The organism is Pseudomonas sp. PA-1-6B (genome assembly GCF_021609545.1).
GTDB classification, from domain to species: Bacteria; Pseudomonadota; Gammaproteobacteria; order Pseudomonadales; family Pseudomonadaceae; genus Aquipseudomonas; species Aquipseudomonas fluorescens_BV.
On the sequence record NZ_WJZM01000023.1, the window covers coordinates 47,729 to 64,529 of the forward strand.

Below are 16,801 nucleotides of genomic sequence, written 5' to 3' on the forward strand. Positions count from 1 at the left end.
TGCTATCTGAATCCATCAGGGCAAAATACATACGACGCGTATGTGGCAGATCATGCTTCGCATACGCAGCGTATGTCAATCACTTAGCCAAGAGACGCCCATGAGCCGAGCCCGAGCTGAAATGATCGAAGACACCCGCGCCCGCCTGATAGCGAGCGCGCGCCGGGCCTTCGCCACCCAAGGCTATGCCAATACCTCGATGGATGACTTCACTGCCCGCGCCGGCCTGACGCGCGGTGCGCTGTATCACCACTTTGGTGACAAAAAAGGGCTGCTGGCGGCGGTGGTCGCTCAACTCGACAGCGAGATGGACGCGCGCTTGCAACGCATCTCGGAGCAGGCCGTAGAGCCTTGGAGTGGTTTTTGCGAGCGCTGCCGGGCTTATCTGCGCATGGCCCAGGACCCGGAAATCCAGCGCATTGTATTGCAGGATGCACCGGCGGTACTGGGCGACACCGGCTCCCAACAACACTGCGTGGAGTCCTTGCGCCAATTGCTGGAGGCCCTGATGCAAGCGGGCCTGATGCCGACGGCACCCAGCCACGCACTGGCGCAGTTGATCAACGGCAGCCTGGTCAATACCGCGTTGTGGATTGCCCGGGATGAACACCCGGGCACACGGCTGGAGGAAGGCTTGCAAGGCCTGGAGCTGCTCCTGCAGGGGCTGAGCCTCACACCAACCGTTTGATCTGCTTATGCCGCCACACCAGGCGGTAATAGGCGATCTGCAACACCAGCATCGCCAGGTAGGTCACCGGAAATGCCATCCACACCCCTTCCAATCCGAAGTGCGCGTTGAACAGATAGGCCATTGGCAGTTCCACGCCAAGCACGCAGAAGATCGAGATCGCCACCGGCATCAGCACCACGCCGCTGGCACGCATGATGCCGCCGATCACCGCCTGGAAGCCGAATACCAGAATGCTCCAGAGCATGATGTGCAGTAGGTGTTCGGCCCGCAGCCGTGCGCTGTCGTCGGTGATGAACAGGCCCAGCAACCAGTGGGACAGCCCATAGCCGAGCACGATCAAGCCACCGGTGAGGCACAGGTTGATCACAAGCCCCGTGCGCAGGATCGGCCCGATACGATCCAGGCGCCCGGCGCCAATCGCCTGGGCGCCGAGGATCGAGGCGGTGATGGCAATCGACAGCGCCGGGAACTGCACGTAGTTGACGATCTGTGTCACCGCGCCATAGGCCGCCGTGGCCTGGGAACCGTGGCCGTTGACCAGGGCCAGGATGACCAGCTCCGACAGCGATAGCACCACCATCTGCAAGCCCGTCGGCAGGCCGATGCGCAGGACTTTGCCGAGGATGACGCGGTCCAGGCGCAAGGCGGCAAGCAGCTCGCGGTCTGGCGCCATCACGTGGTTTTTGTGGCGCAGGCGCAGGACCAGAAACAGCATCGCCAAAGCGTTACCCACCAGCCCGGCATACACCGCACTCTGGATGCCCAAGGGCGGCAGGCCGATCCAGCCGCCAATCAGCGCAGGCGTCAGCAGCAAGCCCACCAGAGTTGAGACCATCAATGCCAGCAACGGCGAAATCGTGTCGCTGACCCCACGCAACAGTTGGGTATAGAGGATGAACACCAGCAGCAACGGCATGATCAACATCATCATCTGGGCGTAGCCCACGGCATCGTCGAGCACATCCACCGGCGTGCCCAACGCCTGCAATGCCGGGCGCGCAAACAGGCTGCCCAGCACGGCGGCCACCAGGCCCACCAACGCGCCCAGGGTCAGGGTGGCACCGGTAATCACCTTGACCATTCCGGTCTCCTGGGCGCCCCATGCCTGGCCGATCAACACCGAGGCGCCCGCCCCCAGGCCGATCACCAGGGCGATAAAGAAAAACACGATGGGAAACATCCCCGACACCGCGGCCAAGGCCTGGGTGCCCAGCATCTGGCCAACGTAAATGCCGTTGAGGGTGCCGGAAAAGCTTTGCAGGAAATTGGACAGCACCATCGGTGCCAGGAACAACAAATAGATTTGCCACAGCGGGCGTTGCAAAGGGTTTTGCATGAAAAACGGGGCCTCGAATCACGAAAGCGTCTCAGGGTTATACCGTAACTGGATCCAATATGCTGTTGTGGAGGCCCGGGCTAACCCCCAAAGGTCTGCGACGGCCTGCGCAACGTCGGGTCAAACGGATTGAGCCGCGGCCCGATGGCCGCCGCCTCGCGCTTCAACAACTCCACCACCATCGGCAAGCGGCTCGGCCCCAGGCGGTCGCTGATGGTCGCCACGCTCAACGCCGCCACCGCATACCCGTCGCGGTTGAGGATGGGCACCGCCAGCCCTGCCATGCCTTCCAGCACACCGGTGTTGCGTGCCGCATAACCCAGCTTGCGCACGTTCTCCACTTCGGAGCGCAGCAGCACTTCGTCGTACAGGTGGAAGTCCTTGAGCCGTGGCAGGTTGTAGCGGATCACCGTCTCGCGCTCTTCTTCCGGCAGAAACGCCAGGATCGCCAGGCTACCCTGCCCCACCCCCAAGGCCACGCGCCCACCGATATCGCCGGTGAAGGTACGGATCGGATACGGGCCCTCGCTGCGGTCCAAGCAAATGGCGTCGAAGCCGCTGCGCGCCAGCAGGAACAGCGAGTCCCCCAGCGACGCGCTCAGGCGCAACAGGCTGGGGCGCACCAGGTCGCGCAGGTTGCCGGTCTTGCCCGCGTTGGCCGCCAACGCGAAGAACTCCAGGCTCAGGCGATAGCGTTTGCTGCGTGCATCCTGCTCAACCATGCCTTCGTCCATCAGGCTGCGCAGCAGGCGATGGGTGGTGGGTTGGGACAAGCCCACCTGTTGGGCGAGCTGGGTGACCCGCTCGCCGCCCTCGGGTACCTCTCCCAGGGCTCGCAGCACAGCAAACAACCGGGAGACGCTGCCCGCACCAACTTCTTTGCCGCCGTCATTTCGCTCAGTGGAATCCATAACACCTAATCTCGTTAATAATTCTGATCAATGAATAAATCGCAAAATAGTAGTCCGTTGAGTGAAATTTCAGCTTCCGCCCATCCTAGTCTCCGTCCTAATCTGCGTCCACAGGGGCGAAATGAACAACAACCGGCAGCCGACTTGAGATCGAGCGCCAACGCACCGGCACCGCACTTTTCGCATCTGCCCAAAACAAAAAAGCGCGTTTAGACGCGACTGAATAAAGGTGGAACGCAGACATGGCTTTTCTCCAACTCAAGGCCTTGAGCAAACGCTATGGCGCCGTCGACGCAGTGGTCGCCACTGATCTGGCGGTGGAACAAGGCGAGTTCGTTTCCCTGCTCGGCCCTTCAGGCTGTGGCAAGACCACCACCCTGCAAATGATCGCCGGTTTCGTTGACGTCAGCGGCGGCCAGATCCTGCTCGACGGTCGCGACATTACCCACGCCAAGCCCGCCAGCCGTGGCCTGGGTGTGGTGTTCCAGAGCTACGCGCTGTTCCCGCATATGAGCGTGCGCGACAACGTGGCCTTCGGCCTGAAGATGCGCAAGGTGCCTGCGGCCGATATCGCCACCCGCGTCAATACCGTGCTGGAGCTGGTGCGCCTGGCTCAGCATGCGCAGCGCTACCCTCGTGAGCTGTCCGGCGGCCAGCGCCAGCGCGTGGCCCTGGCCCGTGCACTGGTGATCGAACCGCCGGTGTTGTTGCTCGATGAGCCGCTGTCCAACCTCGACGCCAACCTGCGCGAAGAGATGCAATTTGAAATCCGTCGTATCCAGTGCGCGGTGGGCATCACCACCCTGATGGTCACCCATGACCAGGCCGAAGCCCTGTCCATCAGCGACCGCGTGGTGGTGATGCAGGCCGGGCGTGTGACTCAGATCGATGCGCCGTACAAGCTCTATGAGCACCCGCGCACGCGGTTTATCTCGGACTTCGTCGGCAAGGCCAACCTGCTGGCCGGCGACTACGACGCGCTCGGCGCCCCCCAAGTGCGTCAGGACGGCGGCGCAGGCGAACTGACCCTGAGCCTGCGCCCGGAAAAAATCCAACTGGTGGACCCTGGCACCGGGCGCATGCAAGGCAAAGTGCTGGACCGCTACTTTTTCGGCAGCCAATGGCTGTACCGCGTCCACACCGCCCTGGGCGAAATCACCGTGGTGCGCAGTAACGACGGCAGCGCACCTTTGGCTGGCGGCGCGGCAGTGGGCCTGCAATGGCAGGCCGATTTGCTGCGGGTACTGGCCGCCGATGAGGTGCACCCATGAGTCGCGGCTACCTGCTCTCGCTGCCAGCGCTGGTGCTGTTTGCCGGGCTGCTGATCATGCCGCTGGGCTTGACCCTGGTGCTGTCGTTCAATGTGTTCGACTACCAAGTAGGCGTAAAGGCCGATGAGTGGACCTTGGCCCATTACTGGGCGCTGTTGAGCGACGCCTACTTCTACGAGATTTTCTGGCGCACGTTCTGGATCAGTGCCCTGGTGACGCTACTGTGCGTTGTGATCGGCGTGCCGGAGGCTTACATCCTCAGCCGCATGGGCACGCCGTGGCGCTCGATTTTTCTGATAGTGATTCTCACGCCGCTGCTGATTTCAGTGGTGGTACGCGCGTTTGGCTGGAGCCTGCTGCTCGGCGCCGACGGCCTGGTCAATCAGGTGATCCAGGCCCTCGGCGGGCGCCCGATGAAGCTTCTATATACACCGTTCGCCGTGATCATTGCCTTGGTGCACGTGATGCTGCCGTTCATGATCATCCCGGTGTGGACTTCCCTGCAAAAGCTCGATCCGTCGGCCGAACAGGCGGCGTTGTCCCTGGGCGCCAGCCAGGCCACGGTGATGCGCAAGATCGTGCTGCCCCAAGTGATGCCCGGTGTGCTGTCCGGCACCTTGATCGTGTTCGGCCTGGCCGCCAGTTCCTTTGCGATCCCCGGCCTGCTGGGTGGGCGACGCCTGAAAATGGTCGCCACCGTGGTGTACGACCAGTACCTGTCGGAACTCAACTGGCCCATGGGTGCGACCCTCGCGGTGGCGCTGCTGTTGGTCAATCTGCTGATCATGCTGAGCTGGAACCGCATGGTCGAAGGCCGCTACAAAAAGTCCCTGGGGGTTTAAGCGCATGTCCAGAAACGGTCCTTTGGCCCTCGGCTTTCATGCGGTGGTGGTGCTGTTCATGATGGCGCCGCTGGTGGTGGTGTGCCTGGTGGCGTTCACGCCAGAGAACACTTTGAGCCTGCCCACGTCGGGCTTCTCCCTGCGCTGGTTTCGCGCAGTGTTCGAACGCGCTGACTTTATCCAGGCGTTCTACAACAGCCTGATCCTGGCCTTCACCGCCGCCACCCTGGCGACCCTGATTGCGGTGCCGGCGGCCCTGGCGATCAGTCGCTATTCGTTCCCGGGGCGCAATTTCTTCAGCGCGCTGTTCCTGTCGCCCATCATCATTCCGCACCTGGTGCTGGGGGTGGCCATGCTGCGCCTGTTTGCGCTGATAGGCGTAAACGGCAGCTTTACCTGGCTGATGCTTGCGCACGTGGTGATCATCACCCCCTACGTGTTGCGCCTGGTATTGGCGGCGGCCATCGGCATTGATCGCAGTGCCGAGCAGGCCGCCGAATCCCTCGGAGCCGGGCGCTTTACGCTGTTCCGGCAGATCACCCTGCCAATGATTTTGCCTGGCGTGGCCGGTGGGTGGTTGCTGGCATTCATCAACAGTTTCGATGAAGTGACCCTGTCGATTTTCGTCAGCTCGCCGGCCACGCAAACCTTGCCGGTGCGCATGTATGTGTACGCCACCGAGTCCATCGACCCGATGATGGCCGCCGTTTCGGCGCTGGTCATCGCACTGACGGCAGCGACCATGATTGTGCTCGACCGGGTCTACGGCCTGGACCGCGTGCTGGTGGGGAAACACTGATGGCCTTGTTCAAGCGACTGAGCGAAACCCAACGCCCTGCCCTGGCCTTCACCCTCGACGGCCAACCCGCCACGGGATTGCTCGGCGACACCCTGCTGACCGCCATGCTGACCTGTGCCGAGCACCTGCGCGGCAGCGATTTCAGTGCCGAGCGCCGCGCCGGGTTTTGCCTGATGGGTGCTTGCCAGGATTGTTGGGTGCGGCTGGCCGATGGGCGGCGGGTGCGCGCCTGTTCGACCCTGCTGGAAGAAGGCCAGACGATCAGCCGCGATCCGGGGCGCCAGCCATGAAGCCGGTGGTGATTGTGGGTGCAGGCCCGGCGGGGATCAGCGCGGCGCGCACGTTGCTCGACCATGGCATTACACCTTGCCTGGTGGATGAGAGCCCGCGCGGTGGCGGGCAGATTTATCGGCGCCAACCCCCAGGGTTTCAACGCACCGCCAGGCAGATCTACGGGTTTGAAGCGCGCAAGGCCAAAGCCGTGCACCGCACCATGGATGAAATGGCAGCCTTGATCGACTATCGGCCCGATACCTTGGTGTGGAATGCCGAGGACGGTCGCCTGGACATGCTCAATAACGGACGCGCCGACAGCCTCGAATACGCGCAGGTGATAGTCGCCACCGGCGCCACCGACCGCATTCTGCCTGTGCCGGGCTGGACATTGCCCGGTGTCTACAGCCTGGGCGCGGCGCAAATCGCCTTGAAGTACCAAGGTTGCGCGATTGGCGAACGCGTGGTGTTTTGTGGCTCCGGGCCGTTGCTCTATTTAGTCGCTTACCAATACGCAAGGGCCGGTGCCAAGGTGCTGGCGGTGCTCGACAGTGCGCCGCTGAGCGCCCAATACCGGGCCTTGCCGGCGCTACTCAGGCAACCGGCGACCCTGGCCAAGGGCATGTATTACCGCGCCTGGCTGACCGCCCACGGGATTCCCGTGCATCAGGGCGCAATGCTCAAGCAGATCGACGGCGACCAGCGGGTACGTGGTATTCGCTGGGGCGAACAGACCCTGCCCTGCGATGCGGTGGCCTTCGCCCACGCCCTGCGCAGCGAAACGCAATTGGCCGATCTGCTCGGCTGTGAGTTTGCCTGGAGCCGCCTCAACCGCGCTTGGTTGCCGCAACGCGACAGCGCTGGGCGCAGCAGTGTCGACACGGTGTATCTGGCGGGCGACGGCGCCGGGATCATGGGCGCCGATGCCGCGCAAATGGCCGGCGAATGTGCCGCGCTGGCGTTGCTGGAAGATACCGGCGTCGCGGTCGACCCGCACCGCCGGGCCACACTGGAGCGGCAGTTGGCGCGTATCCAGCGCTTTCGCCAGGGCCTGGAAACCGCGTTCCCCTTCCCTGAGCACTGGGCTGCGCAGGCGCCGGACGAACTGGTCGTGTGCCGCTGCGAAGAGGTCAGCGTCGGCGAGGTGCGCGCCGTGGTAGATGAAGGCCACTGGGAAATCAACCGGGTCAAAGCCCATTGCCGCGTTGGCATGGGCCGCTGCCAGGGACGGATGTGCGGGTTGGCGGCGGCGGAAATCGTGGCAGAGCGCAGCGGCCGCGACCTCCCACAGATCGGGCGCTTGCGTGGCCAGGCGCCGATCAAGCCGCTGCCGTTTGGCGTGCGGGTACAGCCATGATCGACGTCATCGTCTTGGGGGGTGGCATCGTCGGGGCTTCGGCGGCCTTGGTGCTCGCGCAAAAAGGCCAGCGGGTGGCGCTGGTAGAACGGGATTTTTGTGGCTCGCAATCAAGCGGCGTCAATTACGGCGGCGTGCGGCGCCAGGGGCGCCCCTTGCATCAGTTACCGCTGTCGCAGCGCGCTCACCAACTGTGGGCCGACCTGCCGGGTTTGATTGGTATTGAGGGTGAATACGTGCGCTCCGGGCATTTGAAGCTGGCGCGCAGCCCCGGGGATTTTTCCGCCCTGCAAGCCTACGCCGATCAGACCCGAGGTTTTGGCCTGGGCTTGCAGCTGTTGGACCGCAGCGAGTTGCGCAAGCGTTTTCCCTGGGTGGGCGACGTGGCATTGGGCGCCTCGTTGTGCCCGGATGACGGGCATGCCAACCCGCGACTGGTGTCCCCAGCCTTTGCCCGTGCCGCCCAGCGCCACGGTGCTGCGGTGTACGAGCAAGCCGAGGTGATCCGCATCGAGCACGACAGCCGGCTGTTCCAGGTGCACTGCGCCAACGGCCTGCACTTGCAAGCGCCCTGGCTGCTCAACTGCGCCGGCGCCTGGGCCGGCAAGGTCGCCGCGCAATTGGGCGAGCCGGTGCCAATCATCTCGGCGCACCCGGCGATGCTGGTCACAGAGCCACTGCCGGGAGTGATGACCGTCAGCACCGGCGTCGAGGGCGGCGGCATCTATGCCCGGCAAGTCGCCCGTGGCAATTGCATCCTCGGCGGCGGGCGCGGCTTTGCCCTGGGCCCACAGCAGGCCCGGCCGGGCCAAGCGGCGGTGCTGGAGATCCTGCGCAATGCCGGCGAACTCTACCCGTTTCTCCAGGGAGCCCAGGCCATTCGCACCTGGAGTGGCACCGAAGGTTACCTGCCCGACCACGAACCGGTGATCGGCCCCAGCAGTACCCAATCCGGCCTGCTCCACGGCTTCGGCTTTGCCGGCGCCGGGTTCCAGCTCGGCCCCGCCGTCGGTGAAGCCCTGGCAGAGATCGTCTGCGACGGCGCCAGCCGCCAGCCCATCGAAGCGTTTTCCATCCGTCGTTTTCAAGCCTGAGAGGAAAAACCCCATGCAATCACGTCTCGCGTTGTCCTGCTTGTCCCTCGCCTTGCTCGCCGGCACGGCCCATGCCACCCCCACGCTGTACCTGGGCATGAACGGCGGCACCATGGAACGGGTGTACGCCGACAAGGTGCTGCCCGCCTTCGAAAAGGCCAATAACGTCAAGGTCGTGATCGTACCCGGCACCTCCTCGGACATCCTTGCCAAGGTCCAGGCCAACCAGGCCAACCCGCAGATGCATGTGATGTTCCTCGACGACGGCATCATGTACCGCGCCATCTCCATGGGCCTGTGCGACAAGCTCGCGCCGAGCCCGCCACTGGAACAGATCCCGGCCAAGGCCCGAATCAAGGACGAAGCCGTGGCCGTGACCCTGGGCGTCACCGGCCTGGGCTACAACGCCAGGATGTTCAAAGACAAGGGCTGGGCCGCGCCCACCTCATGGATGGACCTGGCCGACTCGCGCTTCAAGGACAAAGTGGTGTTCCAGTCCCTGGCCTCCTCCACCTTCGGCCTGCATGGTTTCCTGATGTTCAACCGCATCCAGGGTGGCGATGAAACCAATGTGGAACCGGGCTTCAAGGCCTGGCCTACGACCGTGGGCCCCAACGTGCTGGAATACATCGCCAGCTCCGCGAAGATCTCCGAGATGGTGCAAACCGACGAGGCCGCGATCTTCCCCCTGACCCCGACCCAGGTTGCCACGCAAAAGCTGCTCGGCATACCGATGGAGTACGCGCAGCCCAAAGAAGGTGCGGTGGTGCTCAACGTGGCCGAATGCGTGATCGCCCGCAATGACCAGCCGGAACTGGCGCAAAAGCTCGCAGCATTCTTGCTGACCGCCGAGGCCCAGGCGCCAGCGTTGGAAGAAGGTGACCAGATCCCGTCGAACCCGACCACCCCCACCACCGACAAAACCCGTGCGCGGGTAGAGGCTATGCAGGGTTATCTGCAAACGGCCATTTCGATTGATTGGGACCAGATCAACCAGGCACGGCCGCAGTGGAATGCGCGGTGGAGTCGGTCGATTGAGCGTTGAGGCTTAGCCCTGCGCAATCAGGGCCAGTTCTTCGCGGGTGCGACTGATGTGTGCACCAGCCTTGAGCAATTCGTCGACAGCCTGTACACCGCCCTCCTCGCTGATGCCTCGGCACGCCGGCAAATGCAGGACCACTTGCAATCCGGCTTTGAGCAACTGCAACGCAGTGGTCTTGACGCAATAGTCCAGCGCCAGCCCGCCCACAATCACGCGGGCCACGCCGTGGGCCTTGAGGTACTCGATGACGCCGGTGGACAGTTTGTCGTGCAGGTCGTGGTAACAGGCGCCGTAGGGGTGCAGGTCGGGCTCGACACCTTTCCAGATGAAGTAGTCGTAGTCATAGGGCGCGGGCAACTCATCGAGCAGGGTGAACCCTTCGGTGCCCGGCACGCAGTGGCTGACCCAGGTCACATCGGCATGGGCCAGGCCGGTGGGTTGCAGCATCTCGCTGTGCTGCGCGACGACCCAGGGTGCGTGGGGGGTGTGGGCGTCCTTGCTGCCGATGCGGTGGCCGGCAAGGCTGGCCATGTAATTGAGTTCGGCACCAATGCCGTCGCCACCGGCCACTGGCAACTCGTTGGGGCACAAAGGCGTGAAGCTCTTCTGAGCGTCGACGTCGAATGAAGCGATGGCGGCTTTCGAAAGGCTCATGGTCGTTCTCGGGTGGTCTGCACGTACGACCGCCTCCGGGCGAGCGTAGAAATCTTGAAGTATGGGACAGTTTACTGCGGGGATCGATGCGTTGCTGACTTACCCTATTTTCAAGAACGCTGAAGTTCAAAGGTGGGAGCTGGTTCGCCTGCGATGACGGGAGTGAATCCACCAACGCTATCGCAGGCAAGCCAGCTCCCACAGTTGGGTCAGCATCAAACGCTAGTTCATCCAATTGCCGCCATCGACGTTATAGGTCTGAGCCACCACATAGTCGGCCTCCGTCGACGCCAGGAAGATCGCCATGCCAGTCAGGTCTTCAGCCGTGCCCATCCGCCCAAACGGCACCTCATCCCCTACGCGTTTTTTCTTCTCGCCAGGCGCCAGCCCTTCATGCCTGGCGAACAGCGCATCCACCCCATCCCAATGCTCGCCGTCCACCACACCAGGGGCGATAGCATTGACGTTGATGCCCTGCTTGATGAGATTCAAGCCCGCCGATTGCGTCAGGCTGATCACCGCCGCCTTGGTCGCGCAATAGACCGCCACCAACGGCTCGCCCCGCCGCCCGGCCTGGCTGGCCATGTTGATGATCTTGCCGCCATGCCCCTGGTTGATCATCTGTCGGGCTGCGGCCTGCAGGGTGAACAGGGTGCCGGCGACGTTGATCGAGAACAGTCGTTCAAAGCTGTCGCGGGTGATGTCGACGATGGGCGCCAGGTCGAACAGGGCGGCGTTGTTGATCAGGATATCGAGCTTGCCGGCGTGGCTCACCACTGTGGCGATCGCCGCGTCGATGGAGGCTTGGTCGGTGACATCCATCGCCACGGCGTAAGCCTGGGGCCCCAGTTCGACGGCGGTGGCCTGGGCCTGCTGCAGGTTGATGTCGGCGATGGCCACGGTGGCGCCTTCAGCGATGTACGCCTGGGCGAACGCACGGCCAATGCCCCGCGCTGATCCGGTGATCAGCGCGCTTTTACCTTCGAGTCGTTTCATGGGTGATCCTGTAAAGGTTATTGCCGGTAGCCGGTGAGCACCGCCTAGAACAGCTTGCCGACCTTTGTTGTTGAGCCTCGATTACAGCAGCTTGGCCTGCCGCCTCACAAACGGCTGGCGAATGCGCGGCTGATACTTTTTTAACCTGAGGCACAGGATCAAAAAAGTATCAGCCTCAGGCGAAACCAGGGCTAGCGCAGCGATTGCCAGTGCGGGTATTTTGGGAAAATTGCACCGCCACAAGAGGCAGCACCATGCCCGTCAGCCCCGCCACCCTGTTCGAGCATCGCCCTGCCGAGCTTGAGGTGATCCTGACCGAACCGGAACATGGTTTTCGCTGGTTCGAACATGACTATCCCTATGAACTGGCACGCTGGAACCACCACCCTGAATTCGAAATCCACCTGATCCGCCAAGGCAGCGGCAAGCTGGTGGCGGGCGACTATATCGGTGCATTCAGCGCCGGGCATGTCGCACTGATCGGCCCTGGCCTGCCCCACGACTGGATCGGTGACCTGGCCCCGGGCGAATACCTGCACGGGCGTGATGTGGTGCTGCAATTCGACGGCGCCGCCCTGCTCGCTCTGCGCACCACCCTGCCTGAGCTCGGTGATTTACAGTCACTGTTTGCACGGGCGCGACGGGGCATCGAATTCACCGGCGAGACCGCAACGAGCGCGACACGGCTGATGGAGGCCATCGGCTGCGCCCAGGGGCTGCAACGCCTGGCCCTGTTCCTGCAATTGCTCGACACCCTGAAGAACGCACCGCCTGCACAGGCCAATACCCTGGCCAGCCCGTGCTATGCACCGACCCTGGATGCGCGCAGCGCCGAACGTATCAACAAGGCGCTTGACTACCTGATGCGGGAACTGACCGGCGATGTACGCCTGTCGGACATTGCCCGGCAACTGGACATGAGCGAACCCGGCTTTTCGCGGTTTTTCAAACGCAACACCGGCCACGGCTTTATCGACCTGATGCGCAAGTTCCGCGTGCAGCGTGCCTGCCGCTTGCTGTTGCACAGCCAAATGTCAGTGGCGGACATCTGCTTTGAGGTGGGCTACGCCAACCTGTCGAATTTCAATCGCCACTTTCGGATCGAAATGCACCAGACGCCGAGTGAGTACCGGCGGCAGGCCGCATTGCCGATGTTCAGCCCCATCGCCTCTGCGCGATGACAACACTCCCACTGCTTTCCTGACCAAAGCGTCGGCTAATTGCTCTTTTTTCTAAACAGTTCAAGCCATTGACCCAAGTTGGTACAACCTGTGCAAACGTTTGCGGAACGAACTTGACCGCCAAGTTCACTCCTCCCCGTCGAATCGGGTTTAAACCGCGTAAGAATAAGGACTTTCAATGCACCCCACCTCAAAGCCTCGTGCTGGTCTTGGCGTTTCGTTGCTACTGGCTGCCGTTACGGGAGTACTCAGTGCACCCATTTTGGCGCAGGAAAAGCCCGTGGATGACTCAGCACAGGGCGAAAACCTCAGCCCTGAAGCCACCCCCCCGGCGAAAAAAGGCGTGTATCTGTCCGAGTGGTTTAACCAGGACCTCACACTGATTGGCAGCAAAGACATCAGTTTCGGCCCCAAGCCTCAAGATGACGTCTACCTGGAATACGAGTACTTCGGGCGCAAGGGCCCCTTTGAGTTGTACGGCTATATCGATGTACCGAAGATCCTCACCATTGGTAACAGTAATGACAAAGGTGTGTGGGACCATGGCTCGCCGGTGTTCATGGAGCATGAACCGCGGATCTCCATCGACTACCTCGCAGGACGCAGCCTGGCAATTGGCCCCTTCAAGGAATGGTATGTGGCCTTTGACTGGATCTATGACCACGGCAGCCGCAAGGAAAACCGCGCCAACACTCTGTACAGCGGCCTGGGCACCGATATCGACACCCACTCGCGAGTCAACCTGTCGGCCAATTTCTACGGGCGCTACCAGTGGGAAAACTACGGCGCCAGCAATGAGTATTCCTGGGACGGCTACCGAGCGCAGATGAAGTACATCGTGCCCATCGGCAAGTTCGACAACGGCGCCTCGCTGACCTACATCGGTTTCACCAACTACGATTTCGGCTCGGACCTGCACAAGGACAACCCGGCGCGCACCGCCAACTCCCTGGTGGCTACCAACGTATTGCTGTACTCGTTTACCCACCTGCGCTTTACCCTGGTCGGCCGTTACTTTCACAACGGCGGCAACTGGGAGGATGGCAGCGAGTTGAATTTCGGCGAAGGCAACTTCCGCGCACGCTCAGACGGCTGGGGTTACTACGCTGGCGTGGGCTATCAATTCTGATCAAGGAGCTGTAGATGAACGCATTGACCCGTGTCTCGCTGGCCGTCGGCCTGGCCCTATTGCCTCACGTGGTGCTGGCGGATAACCCACCACCGATCAAACCCAAGGTGATGCTGATCACCATGTTCGCCCCCGAGGCGCAAACCTGGATCGACCGCCTCGAACTTAAACAAGAGGTACGCGTTCCGGGCTTGTCCGCCGAATATCCCGTGATTCGCTGCAACACCCAAGACGTGTGCCTGCTGGTGACCGGCATGGGCCAGACCAACGCTGCCGCGTCTACCCTGGCCCTGGCCTTGTCGCCCAAGTTCGACCTGCGCCAGAGTTACTTCCTGATCGCCGGAATCGCCGGTATCAGCCCCAAGCACGGTACCATTGGCACCGCCGCCTGGGCTCATTACCTGGTGGAGTTCGGCACGCAGTGGGAGCTGGATTCACGGGATGCACCCAAGGACTGGCCGACGGGCTATATCGGGATCAACACCAAGGGCCCCAACGAAAAACCACCGTTGGACTACAAGACCGAAGTGTTTGAGCTCAACCCCAAACTGCAAGCCAAGGCATTTGCCTTGTCGCACAAGGTGGAGCTGACAGAAAGCACAGAGTCCGCCGCCTGGCGCAAACACTACCCCGCCGCCCCGGCCAACCAGCCGCCGCAAGTCACCCGCTGCGACACCCTTGCGGGCAACACCTGGTTTTCCGGTACCCGGTTGAGCGAACGTGCCGAAGTCTGGACCAAGTTGCTCACCGACAACAAAGGCGAATACTGCACCACCCAACAGGAAGACAACTCCACCTACGAAGCGCTGCTGCGCGCCAGCCGCGAAGGCTTGGTGGATATCCAGCGTCTGGCCGTGGTGCGCGCAGGTTCCGACTTTGACCGGCCTTACCCTGGCTACAGCGAAGTGGACAACCTGCTCAAGTATGCGGACCAGGGTGGGTTTGTACCGGCGCTGGAAAACCTGTATCGCACGGGCAACCCGTTGGTCCAGGCGATCGTGAAGAACTGGTCGGCGTGGGAAAAAGGCGTTCCCGAAACCGAATAAAGATCAACACTGTGGGAGCGGGCTTGCTGTGGCGAGCAAGCTTGCTTGCGCTGGGGTGCGTAGCGCCCCCAAAAAAGCCGGCTCCAGCTGCGCTGTCGAGCGGGAGCAAGCTCCCTCGCCACAGCAAGCCCGCTCCCACATTTCTATCCATCACGGCAGGTAGATGATTTTGTCTGGGCTGCCGTTGTTCACTTCTACATAGCACTGAACACCCTCCACCAACGCCACTTCACGCAACCCTGTAGGCAGCGGCAACAGGCCTTCATCAAAGAAGCGCCCAAACGCCTCCAGCATCACCGCGCATTGTTCGCAGCTATAGAGCAAAGAGTTGATCCCCACCACCGACCCGCCCTTACGGTACAGCGCCAGGGCCGGTAACTGCACATGGCCGTCAACCGGTGCGGCGATGATGGCGATGCGGCCGAACGGTGCCAGCCCCGCCACCGCGGCAGGCAGCCAGAAACCGGTAGTGTCAAAGATCACGTCGGCGCCGCCCTTGAACACGGCCTGCACTTGCGCGCCCAGTTCCTCCGGCTTGCCCAAGGCAATCGCCTCCAGCCCTTGGGCCTGCAACATCTCGAGCTGATCGGCCTTGCGCACGGCCGCCAATACCTGCGCACCGCGTATCTTCGCCAGCGCCAACGCCGCACTGCCGACCGCGCCGTTGGCGCCGATCACCAGCAAGCGCGTGCCCTTGCCAACGCCGCTGCGCTCCAGGGCATCCCAGGCGGTGGTATAGGGCACACCGAGGCTGGCCGCCTGGGCAAAGCTCAAGTGCGTAGGTTTGTACGCCACGCCCTTGGCTGACACGCGCAGGTATTGGGCATGGGAACCGTCAGCGAAAAAACCCAGGTCACGACCGGTGCCCCAAACCTCCTGGCCGAGCAATGCCTGCGGGCCTTCCACCACCACGCCTGCGAAGTCACGCCCAGGGATGCGTGGCAGCGTGGTGTAGGGGAAACGGCCAAGCACGTTTTTGACGTCGCTGGGGTTCAGGCCCGCCGCGTTGACCTTGACCAGCACTTCGCCGGCAGACGGTACCGGCATGGGCACCTCCACCAGGCGCAGGTGGGCGAGGTCGCCGGTGTCGGTAAATTGCAGTGCGTTCATAGAGGGCATCCGTGGAAGGGAAAAGGGATCAGGACAACCAACCACTGACCAACTGCCGCGCCATGGGCCAGAGCTTTTCGCCGAGCAGCATGCCCATCAGGCCGACCAGTGCGATAGCGGGCGGTGCAGGCGAGCGGAAGTCCAGCGCGCCGTAGATCACGCCGACAAACAGGCCGATGGCCAAGGAAATCAAATAGCTCATGAATGCTGCGCCCGGTTGATTGATGGGCTCAGTCTAGGGCGCGTCTACCGTGGGTATCGGCCAAGTGCTTCAGGATTTCGGCCATCCCCTGTACTGCGACGGTGACACTCCCAGTTCACGTCGGAACATGTCGCTGAAGCTGCTGGGCGAATAGCCCAGGGTACGCGCTATGCCGTTCACCGACTGGCCCTGGATCAACTCCGCCGCCGCCGTAGCCAACTGCACCTGACGGCGCCACTGGGCAAACCCCATGCCCAGGTGCTGCTGGAACAACCGCGCAAGGGTGCGCACACTGGCGCCCGCCGCCTCGGCGTGCTGCTCGAACGGGATGTCCAGGGAGGGCGACGCCATGACCGCCTGGCACGCATTGATCAGCCGACGATCCGCCGCTATCGGCATGGCGATGCGAATAGGCGAGCGACGTGCGCGTTGCAACTCCAACAGGGCCAGGCCCACCACAGCGTCATAGTAAACCGCATCACCGTGATCACCCTGCTCTACCAAGGTCACGATCAACTCCCGCAACAGGCGGCCCACTTCGATGACCTGCACCTGGCTGTCCAGCGTCGCCGCCAACGCCGGGCGCAGGTAGATATTACGCATCTGCAAATCGGAGACCACGCGGATCCCGTGCTCCACCCCCGGCGGCAACCACACCGCGCGCTGGGGCGGCACTACCAGGGCTTCGCGGGGCGTCTCGACCCACATCACTCCGCTCATGGCGTAGAGCAACTGGCCCCAATCGTGGCTGTGCGGCTCTACGTACAACCCACGCGGGTAGGTACGCGCCAACGGCTGCACGGGAACGGCGTGATCACTGAGGTCGGGGGGCGCGGCCAGGGCCATGGCGGGTACACATCAATCGGG

18 protein-coding genes are annotated in these 16,801 nt (G+C 62.7%); 11 read left to right on the forward strand and 7 right to left on the reverse strand.

Annotated features, from left to right (window positions below; genetic code table 11):
- The first annotated feature begins 100 nt into the window (after positions 1-100).
- A complete protein-coding gene (locus tag GIV35_RS13155; RefSeq protein WP_054918657.1) occupies positions 101-688 on the forward strand; it encodes a TetR/AcrR family transcriptional regulator in 588 nt (195 codons plus the stop codon).
- On the opposite strand, the gene GIV35_RS13160 is transcribed toward GIV35_RS13155, so the two are convergent.
- Positions 672-2,027, reverse strand: a complete 1,356-nt coding sequence (locus GIV35_RS13160; RefSeq protein ID WP_236265055.1) for an MATE family efflux transporter — start codon at positions 2,025-2,027, stop codon at positions 672-674. The two genes, GIV35_RS13155 and GIV35_RS13160, sit on opposite strands and share 17 nt — an antisense overlap.
- A gap of 80 nt (positions 2,028-2,107) precedes the next feature.
- A complete protein-coding gene (locus GIV35_RS13165; protein ID WP_236265057.1) occupies positions 2,108-2,938 on the reverse strand; it encodes an IclR family transcriptional regulator in 831 nt (276 codons plus the stop codon).
- 242 nt (positions 2,939-3,180) lie between these two features.
- Here GIV35_RS13165 and GIV35_RS13170 point away from each other — a divergent pair, with 242 nt between their 5' ends.
- The 7 genes from GIV35_RS13170 to GIV35_RS13200 are packed head-to-tail and all read left to right on the forward strand — an operon-like array spanning position 3,181 to position 9,619.
- Positions 3,181-4,209, forward strand: a complete 1,029-nt coding sequence (locus GIV35_RS13170) for an ABC transporter ATP-binding protein (RefSeq protein WP_223023875.1) — start codon at positions 3,181-3,183, stop codon at positions 4,207-4,209.
- Entirely contained in the window at positions 4,206-5,051 is an 846-nt protein-coding gene (locus GIV35_RS13175) for an ABC transporter permease (RefSeq protein ID WP_198714555.1), read from the forward strand. The genes GIV35_RS13170 and GIV35_RS13175 overlap by 4 nt, the downstream gene beginning before the upstream one ends.
- 4 nt (positions 5,052-5,055) lie before the next feature.
- The gene (locus GIV35_RS13180) at positions 5,056-5,850 is read left to right on the forward strand and encodes an ABC transporter permease (RefSeq protein ID WP_198714554.1); all 795 of its coding nucleotides are present in this window, start codon (positions 5,056-5,058) and stop codon (positions 5,848-5,850) included.
- Positions 5,850-6,140 (forward strand): (2Fe-2S)-binding protein, encoded by a 291-nt coding sequence (locus GIV35_RS13185; RefSeq protein ID WP_198714553.1) that lies wholly within the window; start codon positions 5,850-5,852, stop codon positions 6,138-6,140. Before GIV35_RS13180 ends, GIV35_RS13185 begins: the two co-directional genes overlap by 1 nt.
- Positions 6,137-7,480, forward strand: coding sequence for an FAD-dependent oxidoreductase (locus tag GIV35_RS13190; RefSeq protein ID WP_202691571.1), 1,344 nt, complete (start codon positions 6,137-6,139; stop codon positions 7,478-7,480). The genes GIV35_RS13185 and GIV35_RS13190 overlap by 4 nt, the downstream gene beginning before the upstream one ends.
- Positions 7,477-8,574 carry an NAD(P)/FAD-dependent oxidoreductase gene (locus tag GIV35_RS13195; RefSeq protein ID WP_236265058.1) on the forward strand — a complete coding sequence of 366 codons (1,098 nt, stop codon included), beginning with the start codon at positions 7,477-7,479 and terminating at the stop codon, positions 8,572-8,574. Before GIV35_RS13190 ends, GIV35_RS13195 begins: the two co-directional genes overlap by 4 nt.
- A gap of 13 nt (positions 8,575-8,587) precedes the next feature.
- A complete protein-coding gene (locus GIV35_RS13200; protein ID WP_198714550.1) occupies positions 8,588-9,619 on the forward strand; it encodes an ABC transporter substrate-binding protein in 1,032 nt (343 codons plus the stop codon).
- A 3-nt stretch (positions 9,620-9,622) separates the two neighbouring features.
- On the opposite strand, the gene GIV35_RS13205 is transcribed toward GIV35_RS13200, so the two are convergent.
- Both GIV35_RS13205 and GIV35_RS13210 read right to left on the reverse strand, forming a co-directional pair.
- Positions 9,623-10,270 carry an isochorismatase family protein gene (locus GIV35_RS13205; RefSeq protein ID WP_202691569.1) on the reverse strand — a complete coding sequence of 216 codons (648 nt, stop codon included), beginning with the start codon at positions 10,268-10,270 and terminating at the stop codon, positions 9,623-9,625.
- A gap of 222 nt (positions 10,271-10,492) precedes the next feature.
- On the reverse strand, positions 10,493-11,266 hold the full coding sequence (locus tag GIV35_RS13210; protein WP_236265059.1) for an L-iditol 2-dehydrogenase: 774 nt from the start codon (positions 11,264-11,266) through the stop codon (positions 10,493-10,495).
- 254 nt (positions 11,267-11,520) lie between these two features.
- Between GIV35_RS13210 and GIV35_RS13215 the strand changes: the two genes are divergently transcribed.
- The 3 genes from GIV35_RS13215 (at position 11,521) to GIV35_RS13225 (ending at position 14,622) form a co-directional block, all read left to right on the forward strand.
- On the forward strand, positions 11,521-12,447 hold the full coding sequence (locus GIV35_RS13215) for a helix-turn-helix domain-containing protein (protein WP_236265060.1): 927 nt from the start codon (positions 11,521-11,523) through the stop codon (positions 12,445-12,447).
- Between the two features lie 178 nt (positions 12,448-12,625).
- The gene (locus GIV35_RS13220; protein ID WP_213154218.1) at positions 12,626-13,576 is read left to right on the forward strand and encodes a nucleoside-specific channel-forming protein Tsx; all 951 of its coding nucleotides are present in this window, start codon (positions 12,626-12,628) and stop codon (positions 13,574-13,576) included.
- Between the two features lie 14 nt (positions 13,577-13,590).
- Positions 13,591-14,622 carry a purine-nucleoside phosphorylase gene (locus tag GIV35_RS13225; RefSeq protein ID WP_198861875.1) on the forward strand — a complete coding sequence of 344 codons (1,032 nt, stop codon included), beginning with the start codon at positions 13,591-13,593 and terminating at the stop codon, positions 14,620-14,622.
- A 150-nt stretch (positions 14,623-14,772) separates the two neighbouring features.
- Here GIV35_RS13225 and GIV35_RS13230 read toward each other — a convergent pair whose 3' ends face one another.
- The 3 genes from GIV35_RS13230 to GIV35_RS13240 form a co-directional block, all read right to left on the reverse strand.
- On the reverse strand, positions 14,773-15,732 hold the full coding sequence (locus GIV35_RS13230) for a quinone oxidoreductase family protein (protein WP_223023869.1): 960 nt from the start codon (positions 15,730-15,732) through the stop codon (positions 14,773-14,775).
- A 28-nt stretch (positions 15,733-15,760) separates the two neighbouring features.
- Positions 15,761-15,934, reverse strand: coding sequence for a DUF1427 family protein (locus tag GIV35_RS13235; RefSeq protein ID WP_014718843.1), 174 nt, complete (start codon positions 15,932-15,934; stop codon positions 15,761-15,763).
- A 69-nt stretch (positions 15,935-16,003) separates the two neighbouring features.
- Positions 16,004-16,780 (reverse strand): AraC family transcriptional regulator, encoded by a 777-nt coding sequence (locus GIV35_RS13240; RefSeq protein ID WP_198715424.1) that lies wholly within the window; start codon positions 16,778-16,780, stop codon positions 16,004-16,006.
- Positions 16,781-16,801 lie beyond the last annotated feature (21 nt).

Coding starts and splice junctions, on each gene's coding strand:
- GIV35_RS13155 (WP_054918657.1), top strand. CDS start 101: ATGAGCCGAGCCCGAGCTGAAATGATCGAAGACACCCGCGCCCGCCTG.
- GIV35_RS13160 (WP_236265055.1), bottom strand. CDS start 2,027: ATGCAAAACCCTTTGCAACGCCCGCTGTGGCAAATCTATTTGTTGTTC.
- GIV35_RS13165 (WP_236265057.1), bottom strand. CDS start 2,938: ATGGATTCCACTGAGCGAAATGACGGCGGCAAAGAAGTTGGTGCGGGC.
- GIV35_RS13170 (WP_223023875.1), top strand. CDS start 3,181: ATGGCTTTTCTCCAACTCAAGGCCTTGAGCAAACGCTATGGCGCCGTC.
- GIV35_RS13175 (WP_198714555.1), top strand. CDS start 4,206: ATGAGTCGCGGCTACCTGCTCTCGCTGCCAGCGCTGGTGCTGTTTGCC.
- GIV35_RS13180 (WP_198714554.1), top strand. CDS start 5,056: ATGTCCAGAAACGGTCCTTTGGCCCTCGGCTTTCATGCGGTGGTGGTG.
- GIV35_RS13185 (WP_198714553.1), top strand. CDS start 5,850: ATGGCCTTGTTCAAGCGACTGAGCGAAACCCAACGCCCTGCCCTGGCC.
- GIV35_RS13190 (WP_202691571.1), top strand. CDS start 6,137: ATGAAGCCGGTGGTGATTGTGGGTGCAGGCCCGGCGGGGATCAGCGCG.
- GIV35_RS13195 (WP_236265058.1), top strand. CDS start 7,477: ATGATCGACGTCATCGTCTTGGGGGGTGGCATCGTCGGGGCTTCGGCG.
- GIV35_RS13200 (WP_198714550.1), top strand. CDS start 8,588: ATGCAATCACGTCTCGCGTTGTCCTGCTTGTCCCTCGCCTTGCTCGCC.
- GIV35_RS13205 (WP_202691569.1), bottom strand. CDS start 10,270: ATGAGCCTTTCGAAAGCCGCCATCGCTTCATTCGACGTCGACGCTCAG.
- GIV35_RS13210 (WP_236265059.1), bottom strand. CDS start 11,266: ATGAAACGACTCGAAGGTAAAAGCGCGCTGATCACCGGATCAGCGCGG.
- GIV35_RS13215 (WP_236265060.1), top strand. CDS start 11,521: ATGCCCGTCAGCCCCGCCACCCTGTTCGAGCATCGCCCTGCCGAGCTT.
- GIV35_RS13220 (WP_213154218.1), top strand. CDS start 12,626: ATGCACCCCACCTCAAAGCCTCGTGCTGGTCTTGGCGTTTCGTTGCTA.
- GIV35_RS13225 (WP_198861875.1), top strand. CDS start 13,591: ATGAACGCATTGACCCGTGTCTCGCTGGCCGTCGGCCTGGCCCTATTG.
- GIV35_RS13230 (WP_223023869.1), bottom strand. CDS start 15,732: ATGAACGCACTGCAATTTACCGACACCGGCGACCTCGCCCACCTGCGC.
- GIV35_RS13235 (WP_014718843.1), bottom strand. CDS start 15,934: ATGAGCTATTTGATTTCCTTGGCCATCGGCCTGTTTGTCGGCGTGATC.
- GIV35_RS13240 (WP_198715424.1), bottom strand. CDS start 16,780: ATGGCCCTGGCCGCGCCCCCCGACCTCAGTGATCACGCCGTTCCCGTG.